Here is a 16,021-nt window from a genome sequence, read left to right as displayed (position 1 = left end):
GGAAAGCCCCCTGCCGCCCTGCCCGAGAGACATCGCTGGATCTGGTCGTGAGTTCTTGGTATGTTCACTCCATCGCATGGCGTTCCGCATCCAGCGGCAACGGACGTCGAGGCCGATAAAATCCTAAAATCTTAAAATGAGTAAAATCAGAGACTTGATTCGGCGTCGCCGCTGGACCCAGGCGCCAGGTTTCGGTTTCCAGGGCCGCGGGCCATTGGCGGGATGAGGTCCGGAGAGGGACGGCGCCCTTCTCCGTGCCACCGTGGCGTCACCGATACGGCACCACCGCCACCGCGTTGAACGGCGACCCTTCAACCAGCCGGGTCGACCAGGCGAGATAGACCACCGCGTGCTGTTCCTCATCGATGAAGCGCTGCACGCGTGTCTCCTTGAAGAACAGCGATGTGTTGCTCTCATAGACCTGCGCGCCGCGCTCGCCGCGGCGCGCGGCATCGGACACGCGCACCTCGCCGGTGCTGACGCAGGTGAGCGAGAAGCGCCCCGGATCCTCGGCGAGCCCCACCATGCCGGACACGCCCCCGGTGCGCGCCTGGCTGATGTAGCAGGACACGCCCGAGACCTCGGGGTCGGCAAAACGCTCGACCACCACGCGATGGCTGCGCGTCAGGCCGAGATTGGTCATGGCGGTGTTCACATAGCCGATCTGGCGGGTCTCCTCGGCCCGTGCGGGGGTGGCGAGAGTCAGCGCCAGCAGGGCGGCAAGGGCGGCTCGGGTCATGGGTTGCTCCTTCATCCGCATCCTACAACGCGCCAGGGGCCGTTCAGTCACCGATCGCCACGCCCTCGCGACGCGGGTCGGCGCCACCGAGCAGCCCGTCGGGCGTCACGCGGATGATCTGCAGGCCCGAATTCATCTCGGCAGGCCGCACTTCGTGGCCCATCGCGCGCAGGGCGGGGGCCAAGGCCACGGCCGCCGTGCCGGCTTCGAGGTCGATCGGCCCGCCCAGCGTCCCGACATGCGGCAGAGACGCCGCCTCCTGCGGGGTCATGCCCCAATCGAGCAGCGCCACCAGCGCCTGGCCGACATACATGATGATGCGCGCCCCGCCCGGCGCGCCAACCACCGCATTCAGATGCCCTTCGCCATCCAGCACGATGCTTGGCGACATTGAGGACCGCGGCCGCTTGCCGCCCTCCACGCGATTGGCGATCGGCCGGCCGTCGCGGTCAGGCGAGAAGGAGAAGTCGGTCAGCTCATTGTTCAGCATGACGCCGCGCACCATCAGCCGGGCGCCGAACAGCGCCTCGACCGTGGTGGTCATCGAAACCGCATTGCCATCCGCATCGACGATCGAGACATGGCTGGTGCCGGTCTCGAAATCCTGCATCTGTGGGGCGAGACTGGTTTCGCGCCAGGGCGGGTTGCCGGCGCGCGGCGCAGCCACCGCGTGGTCGCGATCCATCAATTGCGCGCGCACCGTGAGGTAGCCGGGGTCGGTCAAGCCACGCGTCGGCACCGAGACGAAATCCGGATCGGCGACATAGGCATCGCGGTCGGCGAAGGCGAGCCGTCCGGCATCGCCGAGCAGATGCGCCGCCGTGGCACCCCGCGGGTCGAGCCGCGCCATGTCGAAATGCCCCAGCAGCCCGAGGATCTGCGCGACCGCGATGCCGCCCGAGGATGGCGGCGGGAAGCCGCAGACGCGATAGCGGCGATAGCCACTGCAGATGACCTCGCGCCGATGCGGCGCATAACTCGACAGGTCGGTCGCCGTCATCAGGCCGGGATTGGTCGGGTGGCTGGTGATGGCGGTGACGATGGCCTCCGCGACCGGGCCGCGCGCCAACGCCTGCGCGCCTTGGGTGGCGATGGCGCGCAGGGTTTCGGCGAGCGCGGGGTTGCGCAGGCGATGCCCGGCCGGCAGCGGCGCCCCGGTCTCCGAGAAGAAGTACGCCCTGGCCTCCGGGTCGCGCTGAAGCCGGCCGGCATCGGCGGCGATGTCGCGTGCCAGACGCTCGCTGATCGGGAAGCCGTCCTCGGCGAGGCGGATCGCGGGGGCGATCAGGCGTGGCCAGGGCAGGTGGCCATGCTCGCGATGCGCGGCTTCCAGCATCGCGACGGTGCCCGGCACGCCAACGGCCCGGCCGCCGACAACGGCTTCGATGAAGGGCATCGGGCGGCCGTCGCGCAGGAACAGGTCGGGGCCGGCGGCGGCGGGCGCGGCCTCCCGCCCGTCCCAGGCGGTCACGCGGCCCGTGCCGGCATTGAACTGCAACAGCAACGCGCCGCCGCCGATGCCGGAGGATTGCGGTTCGACCAGCGTCAGCACCATTTGTACGGCGATGGCGGCATCGACGGCATTGCCGCCATCGCGCAGCACCTCGACGCCGGCGGCGGCGGCGAGCGGATGGCCAGCGGCGACCATGAAATGCCGTGCGGGTGCCTGCGCCGAGGCGGCGCCGGTCACCAGGAGGAGCAGGAAGATGGCGCGGCGCAGGATCATCGCGGCAGGATAGCGCAATGAGCGATCGCGACGAGCATGCACCTCGGCTGTTGCGCGGCCGCCGCGCCGAGGCGTCCGGGCGGGATGCGGAGGGCATCGCGGCTGCGGCGCTGCTGGGTGAAGGCTGGGCCGTGCTGGCCCGGCGCGCCCGCACGCCGGCCGGCGAGATCGACATCGTGGCGGAACGTGATGGGCTGCTGGCCTTCGTCGAGGTGAAGGCGCGGCCGTCGCTGGCCGAGGCGGCCTTCGCGCTTGGGGCCAGGCAACGGGCGCGGCTGATGGCGGCGGCGGAATGCTGGCTTGGTGCGAATCCCAGCCATGGCGCGGCGGGGATGCGGTTCGATGTGGTGATCGTGGCGGCGGACGGCACGGCCCGACGCATCGCGGACGCATTCCGGCTCGGGGACTAGCAGGCTGCGGAATCTCTCCATCGGACGCGCAGCGACCGACGCCAGGGAATCTATCCGCGTCGTCGCCTGAATCGTCCTCTCGTGCCGGGAGAGACCCATGAATCAATGCTGCGTCGGCCGCCGTCGGAAATCGAACTTCGGCAGCCGTCTGGAGCAGGGCGCAATCAGATGGAGCGACATGATCGGGTGACGACGCTCGCTACCACAATGAGCAAAAGCGCAACTCGTCAACCGGAGTGAACGGGGCCCGCTGCAGGCCCGGATCAGCGCGCGCTGGCCCCGTATCCCAACCCAGCCAACCATTCAGTATCTCGTCTTTGAATGGCCGGGCGGGTGCGAGGACCAATGCCGTATCCGGCAGGAGGTGACGTGGTCTACGCGACCGCCGCGCGCCCCGGCACCCGGTGGCGAAAGGCGAGCGCCTCGGCGACATGCGCGCGTCGGATCGTCGCGCTGGCGGCGAGGTCGGCCACGCTGCGGGCGACGCGCAGCGTCCGCACATGCGCGCGCGACGACAGTCGCAGCCGCGTCGCCGCCATTTCCACCAGCGCGCCGGCCTCGGCATCCAACAGTGGCATCAGGTGACCGATCTCGGCCTCCGCATTGTTGCGCGGCCCATCATTGCCCCAGCGCGCGCGCTGGGCATCGCGCGCCGCCTGCACGCGGGCGGCGACGACCGCACTGGTCTCGCCGGCCGGCGCGCGGGTCAGCTCGGCGGCGGGGATCGGCATGACCTCGATCGTCAGGTCCATGCGGTCGAGCAGCGGGCCGGAGAGTCGGCCCTGGTAGTCCTCGCCACAGCGCGGCGCGCGGCCGCATTCACGTCCCGCATCGCCCAGATAGCCGCAGCGGCAGGGATTCATCGCCGCGATGCATTGGAACCGTGCCGGGTAGGTGACATGGGCATGGGCGCGGCTGATCGTGGTGCGCCCGGTCTCCATCGGCTGGCGCAGCGACTCCAGCGCCGGGCGCGGAAATTCCGGCCATTCGTCGAGGAACAGCACGCCGCGATGCGCGAGGCTGATCTCGCCAGGCCGGGCGCGATGCCCGCCACCGATCAGCGCCGGCATCGAGGCCGAATGATGCGGTTCGCGAAAGGGCGGTCGCGTCACCAGCCGCCCGCCTTCGAGCTTGCCGGCGATGGAATGCACCAGGGAGACCTCCAGCGCCTCTGCCGGTGAAAGGTCTGGCAGCAAGGCCGGCAGCCGGGCGGCGAGCATGGACTTTCCCGCCCCTGGCGGTCCGACCATCAGCAGGTTGTGGGAACCGGCGGCGGCGATCTCGATGGCGCGCTTCGCACTTTCCTGGCCCTTGACCTCGGATAGGCAGGGGCCGGCGCGCGGCGCGGCATCGAGGTTCGGCGGCGCCGGCGGGGAGAGCATCTGCGTGCCGCGGAAATGGTTCAGCAGGGCGAGGATGTCGGGGGCGGCCAGCACCTCGATCTGTCCGGCCCAGGCGGCCTCGCCACCCTGCGCGGCCGGGCAGATCAGGCCGAGGTCGCGCGCGCTGGCGCCGAGCGCCGCCGGCAGCACGCCGGCCACCGGCATGATCGACCCGTCGAGCGACAATTCGCCGAGCGCCGCATAGCCCGCCGCATCCTCCTTCGGGATGATGTCCATCGCGGCCAGCAGGGCGAGGGCAATGGGCAGGTCGAAATGCGAACCTTCCTTCAGGATGTCCGCCGGCGCCAGGTTCACCAGCACTCGTTTCGGCGGCAGCGACAGGCCGAGCCCGGTGAGCGCCGCGCGCACCCGTTCCCGGCTTTCGGCCACGGCCTTATCAGGCAGGCCAACCAACAGGAAGGCAGGCAAGCCGGGGGCGATCTGCACTTGCACCTCGACCGGCACCGGTTCGATGCCGGAAAAGGCGAAGGTGGCGATTCGGGCGATGGTCATGATGCCCGGTCAGGGTGAAGTGACTTTGCTGGAAAATCAACCAACGCGAGAATTAAGTGACGAACGATTTCCGGTAACCGGTTTTTTCGCCCGACCCTGGCCATTGTCATTCGCAACGACCGGCGCGGACACGCCGGCGTCGAAGGCGGTCACGCGCGCGGCCAGCGGCCATTGCTGGGCGGCGAGCGGGGCCGCGATGAGCAGAAGAGCGACGAGGATGACATGTCGCATGGGCGTGCATCTCCCTGACGTGTTGGAGAGACGCGGTTCAGCCCATGGCCGCGTGCCGCGCGAGCCGCATCATCCGGCGAAAATTGCCCGACCAGAGCAGGTCGATCTCGCGCGGACCATAGCCGCGACGATGCAGTTCCGCCGTCAGGTTCATCGTCTGCGAGGCATCGGTCCAGCCCGGGATGCCACCGCCGCCATCGAAATCCGACGACAGGCCGACATGGTCGATACCGATCCGTTTCACTGCGTAATCGACGTGATCGACCATGTCCGTCACGGTCGCCGGCGACTTGCCGCCCGGCGGTGCCGCGCGCAGGAAGGCATCGAGCGCGGTGATCTGCACCAGCCCACCGGTCGCCCGCAGCATGTCGAGTTGTTCGTCATCGAGGTTGCGCGGATGGTCGCACAGCACGCGGCAGCAGGAATGCGTCGCCACCACCGGCACGCGCGACAAGTCGGCCGCCTGCATCATGGTGGACTTCGCGCTGTGCGAGACATCGACGAGCATGCCGAGGCGATTCAACTCGCGCACCACATCGCGCCCGAAGGCGGACAGCCCGCCATGCTCCGCGACACCATCTCCCAGGTCGGGCTTCGGCCGCGCCGCGTCGGCGAGATCGTTGTGCCCGTCATGCGTGAGGGTCAGGTAGATGGCGCCGAGATCGCGCCAGAGCTTCAGTCGCGACAGGTCGCGCGCCAGGGCATTGCCGTTCTCGACCGCGCTGAGCACGGCCAGCGCGCCGGCCGCATGCGCGGCTTCAAGCTCGGTGGCGGTGGTGCAGAAATGGCGGGTCGTGCCATTCGCGCGGGTGCGGATGTGGCGCAGCATCGCATCGGCGCGGGCGGCGACGGCCGCGAGGCTTTCATCGTCTCGCTTGCCTTGGGCGGTATAGGCGATGAACACCGCCGCCTTTAGCCCGCCGCGCTGCATTTTCGGGAAATCGACGCGACGGTCGGTCTCGCCCGTGGCGTCCGGCGGCTCGGGCCAGCGGATGTCGATATGGGTGTCGAGGGTCAGCGCCGCGGCGTGGATCGTGGCAGCGTCGGTCATGCGGCGCTGCTCCAGCCGGTCAGGAAGCGTTCAAGCAGGGTGCCGATCGTATCGACATTGTAGCCACCCTCTTGGGTGATGGCGGTCGGCAGCTTCAAACCCCCGATCATGGCACCCGCCCGCGCGAAGCCATCCTCGGTGACGGCCAGCGCGCCGAGCGGTTCGTCCTTCGACGCATCGAAGCCGAGCGGGACCACCAGCGCATCCGGCTTGAAGTCGCGAATGGCGGCGAGGGCGTAGCGCAGCGCGTCGAGCCAGCCATCATCGGCGGTGCCGAAGGCGAGCGGCATGTTCATGTTGCGCCCGTCACCGGCACCCGCGCCGCGTTCGGCGGTGCGTCCAACGAACCACGGATAATAATTGTCGGGGTCGCCATGGATCGAGATGGTCAGCACATCGCCGCGTTCCCAGAAGATGCCTTGGGTGCCGTTGCCATGATGGCTGTCGATGTCGAGCACGGCGACGCGGCCGGCCCCGGCATCGCGCAGCGCCTGCGCGGCAAGGGCGGCATTGTTCACATAGCAATGACCGCCGGCACGCGCGGCATAGGCATGGTGGCCAGGGGGGCGGCACAGCGCATAGGCGGTGCGGCCCTGCGCGGCCTCGCTGGCCGCGGCCAGCGCACAGGCGGCCGCGCCTTGGATCGCCGCCCAGGAACCCGGGCCGATCGGGCAGGCGGTATCGGCCGTGTACCAGCCGGTCTGCGCGATGATGCTGGCACCGACCCGCGCACCCTGCGCGATCATCTCGGGTGCGGGATGGATGTTGGCGACGACCTCCGGCCCCGGTTCGGGCAGCTTCGCCCAGGCAACCGCCGCGCCGGCGAGGAAGGCGAGGTAGTCGGGCGTATGCACCGCCTCGATGGCGCGCGGCGGCAGCGGCGGCGGTGCGGCGGGTGGCAGGCCAAGCCGATGCAGCGCCGTCTCGAGCGCGGCGGCACGTGCCGGGATCTCGAAATTGCGGCGCACCTGGCCACGCTGGAGAAAGAAGGTCGGGGTGTGCCCTGCCTGATCGGCATGCGCGAAGGTCTTCATGGTGATGCGAGGCTAGGCAGCGGCGTGCGCCTTGTCCATGCGAGGCATGGATCGGCACCTTGTCCCGGTGTGCGTCGGGGGGATAGCCTCGCCGCATCGTTCTGGGAGAACTCACGATGGCCTTCTCGCGCCGCGGCCTGATGGCCGCCGCTGCTTCCGCGCCCGTGCTGATGCGTGCCTCCGACGCGCTGGCGCAGGGCATCGCCCCGCGCCGCGGCGGCACCTTGCAGATGATGCTGACCCCGGAGCCACCGGTGCTGCAGATCGGCGTGAACCAGCAGGGCCCGACGCTCGCGGCCGCGCCCAAGATGTTCCAGGGGCTGGTCACCTTCTCGCCGACGCTCGAGCCGCTGCCGCTGCTGGCGAAGTCCTGGACGACCAGCCCGGACGGCAAGGAATATGTCTTCAGCCTGCAGGAGAACGTGAAGTGGCATGATGGCCAGCCCTTCACGGCCGACGACGTCGTGTTCTCGATCATGAAGTTCCACACGGAACTGTCGCCGCGCGCGCGGGCGATCTTCACGCTGATCGAGACTTGCGAAGCGAAGGACCCGCTGACTGTGCGGATCGTGCTGAAGCAGGCCTTCCAGCCCTTCATGCTGATGTTCGACGCGACGGCGGCGGCGATCGTGCCGAAGCATCTGTTCGACGGGCGCGACTATCGCACCGCGCCGGCGGTGCAGCACCCGATCGGCACGGGCCCCTTCAAGTTCACGGAGTGGCAGCGCGGCAACTTCGTGCGCATGGACCGCTTCGACGATTACTGGAAGCCGGGGCAGCCTTACCTCGACACCATCATCTACCGCATCATACCCGACAGCCAGAGCCGGCGCCTGGCGCTGGAATCCGGGCAGGTGCTGCTGAGCCAGGCCTCGGACATCGAGCCCTTCGACATTCCTCAGTTGCGCCAGCGGCCGAACCTTGAGGTCAACATCAAGGGTTGGGAGTACTTCTCGCCGCTGTCCTGGGTCGAGCTCAACCATCGCGTGAAGCCGCTCGACGATGCGCGGGTGCGGCGTGCGATGTCGATGGCGATCGACCGCGCCTTCATCGTCAACCGACTTTGGTTCGGCGTCGGCAAGCCGGCGACCGGGCCGGTCGCCTCGACCACGCGTTTCTTTGATGCCGATGCGAAGATCGCCGCCTTCAATGTACGGGAGGCGAATGCGCTGCTGGATGCCGCAGGGTATCCGCGCAAGGCCGATGGCACGCGCTTCACGCTGAAGCACATCCCATTGCCCTATGGCGAGATCTGGACGCGGCTGTCGGAATATCTGCGCCAGGCGATGCGGCAGATCGGCATCGCCTTCGACCTCGAAAGCACCGATGCCGGGTCCTGGGCGCGGCGCGTCGGCAACTGGGAATACGAGACGACGATCAACTTCGTCTATCAGTTCGGCGACCCGACGCTCGGTGTCGAGCGCACCTATGTCTCGACCAACATCCAGAAGGTGACCTTCACGAATACCGGCGGTTATTCCAACCCGCAGGTGGATGCGCTGTTCCTGCAGGCGCGCAGCGCGGCCGCGGCGGCCGACCGCCAACGCGCGTTCAGCGAGGTGCAGAAGATCCTGGTGCAGGAAGTGCCGCAGATCTGGCTGACGGAACTGTCCTTCCCGACTGTGCACGACAAGAAGGTGCAGAACGTCATCACCACGGGCCTTGGCGTCAGCAAGTCCTTCGACGACGTCTTTATCGCCGGCTGACGGATGGAGCTGTCCCGGCTGCCGGGCTTCCTGCTGCGGCGTGGTATCAAGGCGATGATCGTCATCCTGGCGATCGTCGTCTGCAATTTCCTGCTGATCCACGCCGCCCCCGGCGACCCGGCGAGCGTCATCGCCGGGCAGTCGGGTGCGGCCGATGAACGCTTCCTCGCGCAGCTGCGCGAGCAGTTCGGGCTCGATCGGCCGCTGTACGAACAGCTTTGGATCTATCTGAAGGGCGTGCTGACGCTTGACCTCGGCTTCAGCCATCGCCAGCAGCAACCGGTCTGGACGCTGATCAGCGAAAGGCTGCCGGCGACGCTGATCCTGACCGGGGCGGCCTTCGCCTTCGCGATCGTGGCGGGGGTCACGCTCGGCACGCTGGCGGCACGGCGCGTCGGCAGCTGGTGGGATTCGGTCATCACCGTCATTGCCCTGACCTTCTATGCCACGCCGCTGTTCTGGGTCGGGCTGATGCTGGTGCTGTTCTTTTCCGTCTGGCTGGAATGGTTGCCGAGCTTCGGCATGGGGACCGTTGGCGTCGAGATGCACGGCATCGATGTGCTGCTTGATCTAGGCAAGCACCTGATCCTGCCGGCGGCGACGCTCGGGCTGTTCTACCTCGCCGTCTACGCGCGGCTGACGCGCGCGACGATGTTGGAGGTGGCCGACCAGGATTTCGTCAAGACCGCGCGCGCCAAGGGCGTGCCGGAAGGCCAGGTGGTGCGCCGCCATGTGCTGCGCAATGCGCTGCTGCCGGTCATCACCTTCGCGGGCATCCAGGCGGGCCAACTGGTCGGCGGATCGATCCTGGTCGAGACGGTGTTCGCCTGGCCGGGCATCGGGCGGCTCGCCTTCGATGCGCTGCTGGCACGCGACTACGCCGTTCTGATGGGCGTGTTCTTCTGCACATCGGTGATGGTGGTGGGCTTCAACCTGTTGACGGATTTGCTCTACGCCGTGGTGGACCCGCGCGTGGAGGTGGAAGGATGAGCGACTTCTGGCGTCGCTTCCGCCGCAATCGCGGCGCGGTGGTCGGGCTGGTGATCCTGGCCCTGGTCTTCGCCATGGCGGCCTTTGCCTCGGTGCTGTTCCCGGGCAGCCCGTGGGACATGGCGACTGCACCCTTCGTGCCGCCGGGCGAGGAAGGCATGCTGCTCGGCTCCGATAGCCTAGGGCGGGACGTCGCGGCGGGCATCGCGCATGGCGCGCGGATCTCGCTGATGGTGGGCGCGGTCTCGACCGTCGCTGCACTGTTCATCGGTGTCACGCTCGGGGCCGTCGCAGGGTATCTCGGTGGCTGGGTGGATGATGCGGTGATGCGCTTCACCGAATTCTTCCAGACCATCCCCTCCTTCGTCTTCGCGATCCTGCTGGTGGCGATCTTCACGCCGACCATCGGGTCGGTGGTCTTCGCCATCGCCGTGGTGTCGTGGCCGCCGGTCGCACGCGTGGTGCGGGCGGAATTCCTGTCGCTACGCTCGCGCGAATTCGTCCAGGCGGCGGAGGTGCTGGGCAAGTCGCGCATCGCCATCGTGGTGACAGATATCCTGCCGAACGCGATGTCGCCGATCGTGGTGTTGTCCTCGCTGATGGTGGCCTCGGCGATCCTGCTGGAATCCGCGCTGTCCTTCCTCGGTCTCGGCGACCCGAACCTGATGACCTGGGGCTTCCTGATCGGGTCGGGGCGATCGGTGATCCGCATCGCCTGGTGGATGTCGGTATTTCCGGGACTCGCCATTTTCGTGACCGTGTTGGCGCTGAATCTGGTGGGAGAGGGGTTGTCGGATGCGCTGAACCCACGCCTCGCCCGTCAACGCGGAGGCGCGGCATGAGCCTGCTGAGTGTCGAAGGCCTGTCGGTCGCGCTGCCGCCGGGCGGTGACCGTCCCTTTGCGGTGGAGGACATCACGCTCTCCGTCGATGCGGGCGAGATCGTCTGCGTCGTCGGTGAATCCGGCTCCGGCAAGTCGATCACCGCCAATGCCGTAATGGGGTTGCTGCCGAAGGCGCTGCCGGTGCGCGCGGGACGCATCTCCTTCGAAGGCAGGGAATTGCTGACGCTCGGCACCGAGGCGATGCGCAGGCTGCGCGGCGACCGCTTGGCCATGATCTTCCAGGAGCCGATGACGGCGCTGAACCCTGTCATGCGCGTTGGCGAACAGATCGCCGAAGCGATGCGCGTGCACGGCTTTGGCGGCGATGCTGCGAAGCGTGTGCCGGAATTGCTGGCGGCGGTGAACCTGCCGGACCCGGCGGCGACAGCGCGGTCCTATCCGTTCCGACTCTCGGGCGGGCAGCGGCAGCGCGTGATGATCGCCATGGCGCTGGCACTGGAACCCTCGCTGCTGATCGCCGATGAACCGACCACGGCGCTCGATGTCACGACGCAGATGCAGATCCTGCGGCTGATCCGCGAGATCCAGTCGCGTCGCGGCATGGGCGTCATGTTCATTACCCATGATTTCGGCGTGGTGGCCGAGATCGCCGACCGTGTCGCGGTGATGCAGAAGGGCTGCATCGTCGAACAGGGCAGCGCGGCGGAGGTGCTGAACAACCCACAGCACCCCTATACGCGTGCGCTGATCGCCGCCGTGCCGCATGGCGCGCCATCGACGGCCGGGGCATCGACCGCTCCGTTGGTGCTGGAAGCGCGCGGCGTCGAGAAAACCTATCGCCGCCCGGGTGGCTGGTTCGGCCCGAAGCCGGTGGTGCGGGCGGTGCACGATGCGGATTTCATCCTGCGTCGCGGCGAGACGCTGGGCCTGGTCGGCGAATCCGGTTCCGGCAAATCCACGCTGGCGCGTTGCGTCGTGAAGCTTGTGGAACCGGAGAAGGGTGAGATCATCTTCGAAGGTGAGGATCTGCGCCCGCTGTCGCGCGGCGCGTGGAAGCCGTTTCGCAAGAAGATCCAGATGGTGTTCCAGGATCCCTTCGCCTCGCTGAACCCGCGCCGGCGGGTCGGCGACATCATCGCCGAGGGGCCGATCACGCACGGGCTGGAACGTGGCGCGGCGATGGCGCGGGCCCGCGATCTGCTGCGGCTGGTGCAACTCGACCCTGGCGCGATCGACCGATACCCGCATGAATTCTCCGGTGGGCAGCGGCAGCGCATCGGCATTGCGCGCGCCTTGGCGATGGAGCCGGAGTTGCTGATCGCGGATGAGCCGGTCTCCGCGCTGGATGTCTCCGTGCAGGCGCAGGTGCTCGATCTGCTTGCCGATATCCGCGCACGTCTTGGCCTGACGATGCTGTTCATCACCCACGACCTGCGTGTCGCGGCGCAGATCTGCGATCGAATCGCAGTGATGCAGCGCGGCGCCATCGTCGAACAGGGCCCGACGGCGGAGGTTTTCGGCAATCCGCAGCACGCCTATACGAGACAGCTGCTGGACAGCATTCCGGGCCGTGCCTGGACGCCGCCCGTCATCGCTGCCTGAGGAGTAGGCCTGTGACCGAACCGCTCGACCCCGGCGCGCGCCGCGCGATCCTGGCAGCCGTGGACGCGCTGCGTGACGACGCGGTGCATACGCTCGAACGCCTGGTGCGCTGCCCGTCCACCCTGGGCAATGAGGCCTCGGCGCTGAATGAGATGGCGCGCGTCTATGAGGGGCTGGGTCTCACGCCGCGCCGCGTGCCGACGGTGCCGGAACAACTCGCCGCGCATCCTGGCTTTTCGCCGCCGCTGGTCCCCTATGAGGGTCGCGACAATGTCGTCGCCGTGCATGTGCCGCGCGAACGCAAGGGCCGCAGCCTCGCCCTGCAAGGCCATGTCGATGTGGTGCCGGAAGGCGCCGCCGACATGTGGGAGACGCCACCCTACCAGCCCGTCATCCGCGATGGCCGCTTGTATGGCCGCGGCGCCGGCGACATGAAGGCGGGCATCGTCAGCTATGTCAGCGCGTTCAAGGCGCTGCGCCTCGCCGGCCTGCAACCGGCCGCCGAGGTGCAGATGCAATCGGTCATCGAGGAGGAATGCACCGGCAATGGCGCGCTCGCCGCCATGCTGGCCATGCCGCGCACCGATGCCGTCATCATCCCCGAACCCGGCCCGGGTCTGCCGGCGATGTATTCGGCGGAGGTCGGTGTGGTCTGGGCCTGGGTCACCGTCTCCGGCCGTCCGGCGCATGTGCGCGACATGCAGGCGGGGCTCAACGCCATCAAGGCCGCCAACGCCATCGCCGCGCGCTTCGAGGACTACCAGGCCGAGATGAACAAGGCCGAGCGCATCCATGCGAGCTTTCGCGGCGTGAACCATCCGGTGAACGTCAATTTCGGCACGATCGAAGGCGGCGAGTGGAATTCCTCCGTGCCGACGCGTGCCCGTATCGGCATGCGCGTCGGGGTGATGATGGGCTACACGGCGGCGCAGACGAAAGCCGACATCGAACGCCTGGTCGCCGAGGCCGCGCTCGACCCCGCGCTCAAAGGCGCGACGGTGAAGCTGGAATTCAAGGGCTTCATGGCCGACCCCTGCGTCTTCGACATGAATGCGCCGATCGTGACCATGGCCAAGGGCCATTTCGCCGATGTCTCCGGCGGTTTCCTGCGCGACTATCCCGCGACGGGTCTGACCGACGGTCGCTTCTTCACCCTGTACCAGGACACGCCTGTCGCCTGCTTTGGTCCCGATGCGCAGGAAATCCACGGCATCGACGAAAGTGTTGGGCTGGACTCGATGCATGACATCACCCGCACCATCGCGCTGACCATGGCCGAATGGTGCGGGGTGGAGAAAGCCGCATGACCATCGCCTTCAACACCGACCGTTTCTGGGACAGCCTCGACCAGATGGCGCGCATCGGCGCGACGCCCGATGGCGGCGTGAAACGCCTCGCGCTCTCGCCCGAGGATGACCATGCGCGCAGGCTGCTGCGCGACTGGGCGACCGCCGCCGGCTGCACCGTCACCGTGGATCGTCTCGGTAGCATGTATTGCACCTATCCGGGTGCCGATCCGCAAGCCGCGCCGGTCGCGGTGGGCAGCCATCTCGACAGCGTGCCGACGGGCGGCAAGTACGATGGGCCTTATGGCGTACTGCTCGGCCTTGAGATCGTGCGCGCGCTTCATGAAGCCGGGCGCCGGACGAAAGCACCGATCGTCGTGGTGAACTGGACGAATGAGGAAGGCTCGCGTTTCAGTCCCGCCATGTCGGCGAGCGGCGGCGCGATGGGTGTGATCGAGGAAGCCAAGGTCCTCGCCGCGCCGGACAATTTCGACCCGTCTTTCACCTATGCCGACGCGTTGCAGGCGACCGGCTGGGCCGGCACGACCGACCCCGCCGAGGCGCGAAACTTCGCCGCCTATTACGAAGCGCATATCGAGCAGGGCCCGATCCTCGAACGCGAGGGCATTCCCATCGGCGTTGTCACCCACTGCATCGGCGTCGAGCAATGGGACGTGACGGTGACCGGCACCGATGGCCATGTCGGCTATCCCATGGCGGGGCGGCAGGACGCGCTGGCGGCGGCTTCCGAACTCATCCTCGCGCTGGAACGCACGGCCATCGAGACCGGCGGCATGGGCACCGCGACGCGCATCACGCTGCAGCCGGATGCGCGCGGCAACATCCCCTCGATGGTGCGGTTCGCGGCGAACATCCGTCACCCGGATGCGGACGGCAATGCGCGCATGGAAGCCGCCTTCCGCCAGGCCGCGGCGGGACTCTCCGCGCGACGCGGCGTGCGGGTCCACATCGACCGCGTCGGCGGCTATCCCCGCGTACCCTTCGCGCCGCCGCTGCTCGACACGCTGCGCCGCGCCGCCGATGCCGCGCAACTCAAGCATCGCGACATGCCCGGGCCGATCCCGCAGGATGCGCTGCATGTCGGCATCGTTGTGCCGTCGGTGCTGATGTTCATCCCCTGCCATGGCGGCGTCAGCCACCACCCTTCCGAGAGCATCTCGCGCGACTGGTGCGCGGCGGGCCTCAACACCATGGGCCCGGCAGTGATCGAGACGGCAGGAGGCCTCGCATGACCAACATCCCGCTTTCCGGCGCCCGCCTGTGGGACAGCCTGATGGAGATGGCGCGCATCGGCGGCACCGCGAAGGGCGGCAGCAACCGGCAGACGCTGACTGACCTCGATTCCGAAGGCCGTCACCTGCTGCAACGCTGGGCCGAGGCCGCCGGCTGCACCATGCAGGTCGATCGCATCGGCAACATGGTCCTCACCCGCCCGGGCCGCGATCCGTCGCGCAAGGCGGTTGCTATCGGCAGCCATCTCGACACACAGCCCACCGGGGGCAAGTTCGATGGCGTGCTCGGCGTGCTCGCCGGGCTCGAAATCCTGCGCGCGGTGCAAGAGGCCGGCATCGAGACCGAAGCCCCGCTCATGCTGGTTAACTGGACCAATGAGGAAGGCGCGCGCTTCTCCCCGCCCATGATGGGCAGCGGCGCGGCGATGGGCATCTTCACGGAAGCCGAGGTGCTTGCCACCGCGGATTCCGACGGCAAGTTGTTTGGCGAGGAACTGACGCGCATCGGCTGGCAAGGCGATGCCGACCCGGCCTCGCTGCAGACCATCGGCGCTTATTTCGAGTTGCACATCGAACAGGGCAAGCTGCTGGAGGATGCCGGCAAGCAGGTCGGCGTGGTGACCCAGGCGCTGGCGCAGACCTGGTACGAGGTGACGGTCGAAGGCGAGGAATCCCACGGCGGGTCCCCCATGGCGGGCCGCCACGACGCGATGATGGCCGCCGCCCCTCTGATCGCTGCGATCGAGGAGATCGCGCTCAACGCCGTCGCCGCCAGCGGTGAACCTGGCCGCGCGACGGTCGGGCGCCTGACCGTCTATCCCGACAGCCGCAACATCGCGCCCTCGCGCATCTGGTTCAGCATCGACACGCGCCACGCCGACCCGGACCTGCTCGCGAAGATGGGCTTGGAGATCCGCGCCAGGGCCACCGCCATCGCCGCCGCGCGTGGCGTTGCGATCACCGTCGCGGATTTCTGGCACTCCCCGATGGTGCCGTTCGACGCCACGCTGGTCAGCCGCGTGCGCGATGCCGCGCAACGTCTCGGCCTGCCCTACATGGAAATGCCGACCGCCATTGGCCACGACGCTGTCTATGTCGCGCGACGCCTGCCGGCGACGATGATCTTCTGCCCGTGCCATGGCGGCATCAGCCACAACGAAGCCGAAAGCATCACCCCCGAATGGGCCGAGGCCGGCCTGCGCGTGATGGCGGATGCGGTGCTCGCCACCGCGGGCGTTGCGAAGGAACAGTGAC

14 protein-coding genes are annotated in these 16,021 nt (G+C 68.2%); 8 read left to right on the top strand and 6 right to left on the bottom strand.

Features of this window, described 5'->3' with window-relative positions:
- Positions 1-268: 268 nt before the first annotated feature.
- Together IEY36_RS01700 and ggt are read right to left on the bottom strand one after the other, a co-directional pair.
- Positions 269-739 (bottom strand): CreA family protein, encoded by a 471-nt coding sequence (locus IEY36_RS01700; RefSeq protein WP_229681020.1) that lies wholly within the window; start codon positions 737-739, stop codon positions 269-271.
- A 43-nt stretch (positions 740-782) separates the two neighbouring features.
- Positions 783-2,483 (bottom strand): gamma-glutamyltransferase, encoded by a 1,701-nt coding sequence (gene ggt, locus IEY36_RS01695; RefSeq protein ID WP_229681019.1) that lies wholly within the window; start codon positions 2,481-2,483, stop codon positions 783-785.
- On the opposite strand from ggt, the gene IEY36_RS01690 reads away from it, so the two are divergent.
- The gene (locus tag IEY36_RS01690) at positions 2,483-2,875 is read left to right on the top strand and encodes a YraN family protein (RefSeq protein ID WP_188965171.1); all 393 of its coding nucleotides are present in this window, start codon (positions 2,483-2,485) and stop codon (positions 2,873-2,875) included. The two genes, ggt and IEY36_RS01690, sit on opposite strands and share 1 nt — an antisense overlap.
- A gap of 374 nt (positions 2,876-3,249) precedes the next feature.
- Here IEY36_RS01690 and IEY36_RS01685 read toward each other — a convergent pair whose 3' ends face one another.
- Genes IEY36_RS01685 through IEY36_RS01670 form a run of 4 tightly spaced genes read right to left on the bottom strand, consistent with a single transcriptional unit; the run spans position 3,250 to position 7,086 of the window.
- The gene (locus tag IEY36_RS01685; protein WP_188965170.1) at positions 3,250-4,770 is read right to left on the bottom strand and encodes a YifB family Mg chelatase-like AAA ATPase; all 1,521 of its coding nucleotides are present in this window, start codon (positions 4,768-4,770) and stop codon (positions 3,250-3,252) included.
- Between the two features lie 36 nt (positions 4,771-4,806).
- Complete coding sequence (locus tag IEY36_RS01680; protein ID WP_188965169.1) at positions 4,807-5,001, bottom strand: hypothetical protein; 195 nt, start codon at positions 4,999-5,001, stop codon at positions 4,807-4,809.
- 37 nt (positions 5,002-5,038) lie between these two features.
- Positions 5,039-6,052 carry a dipeptidase gene (locus IEY36_RS01675; RefSeq protein WP_188965168.1) on the bottom strand — a complete coding sequence of 338 codons (1,014 nt, stop codon included), beginning with the start codon at positions 6,050-6,052 and terminating at the stop codon, positions 5,039-5,041.
- Entirely contained in the window at positions 6,049-7,086 is a 1,038-nt protein-coding gene (locus tag IEY36_RS01670; protein ID WP_188965167.1) for a histone deacetylase family protein, read from the bottom strand. The genes IEY36_RS01675 and IEY36_RS01670 overlap by 4 nt, the downstream gene beginning before the upstream one ends.
- A gap of 116 nt (positions 7,087-7,202) precedes the next feature.
- Here IEY36_RS01670 and IEY36_RS01665 point away from each other — a divergent pair, with 116 nt between their 5' ends.
- The 7 genes from IEY36_RS01665 to IEY36_RS01635 are packed head-to-tail and all read left to right on the top strand — an operon-like array spanning position 7,203 to position 16,020.
- A complete protein-coding gene (locus IEY36_RS01665; protein ID WP_229681017.1) occupies positions 7,203-8,792 on the top strand; it encodes an ABC transporter substrate-binding protein in 1,590 nt (529 codons plus the stop codon).
- 3 nt (positions 8,793-8,795) lie between these two features.
- Positions 8,796-9,782, top strand: a complete 987-nt coding sequence (locus tag IEY36_RS01660; RefSeq protein ID WP_188965166.1) for an ABC transporter permease — start codon at positions 8,796-8,798, stop codon at positions 9,780-9,782.
- Positions 9,779-10,624 (top strand): ABC transporter permease, encoded by an 846-nt coding sequence (locus IEY36_RS01655; protein WP_188965165.1) that lies wholly within the window; start codon positions 9,779-9,781, stop codon positions 10,622-10,624. The genes IEY36_RS01660 and IEY36_RS01655 overlap by 4 nt, the downstream gene beginning before the upstream one ends.
- A complete protein-coding gene (locus IEY36_RS01650) occupies positions 10,621-12,228 on the top strand; it encodes an ABC transporter ATP-binding protein (RefSeq protein ID WP_188965164.1) in 1,608 nt (535 codons plus the stop codon). Before IEY36_RS01655 ends, IEY36_RS01650 begins: the two co-directional genes overlap by 4 nt.
- Before the next feature lie 11 nt (positions 12,229-12,239).
- Positions 12,240-13,535 carry an ArgE/DapE family deacylase gene (locus IEY36_RS01645; RefSeq protein WP_188965163.1) on the top strand — a complete coding sequence of 432 codons (1,296 nt, stop codon included), beginning with the start codon at positions 12,240-12,242 and terminating at the stop codon, positions 13,533-13,535.
- A complete protein-coding gene (locus tag IEY36_RS01640) occupies positions 13,532-14,767 on the top strand; it encodes a Zn-dependent hydrolase (RefSeq protein ID WP_188965162.1) in 1,236 nt (411 codons plus the stop codon). The genes IEY36_RS01645 and IEY36_RS01640 overlap by 4 nt, the downstream gene beginning before the upstream one ends.
- Entirely contained in the window at positions 14,764-16,020 is a 1,257-nt protein-coding gene (locus tag IEY36_RS01635; RefSeq protein ID WP_188965161.1) for a Zn-dependent hydrolase, read from the top strand. Before IEY36_RS01640 ends, IEY36_RS01635 begins: the two co-directional genes overlap by 4 nt.
- The last annotated feature ends 1 nt before the right edge of the window (position 16,021 follow it).

This window comes from Neoroseomonas lacus (assembly GCF_014644535.1).
Classification (GTDB): Bacteria; Pseudomonadota; Alphaproteobacteria; order Acetobacterales; family Acetobacteraceae; genus Neoroseomonas; species Neoroseomonas lacus.
This window is presented reverse-complemented; position numbering and strand designations above follow the sequence as displayed.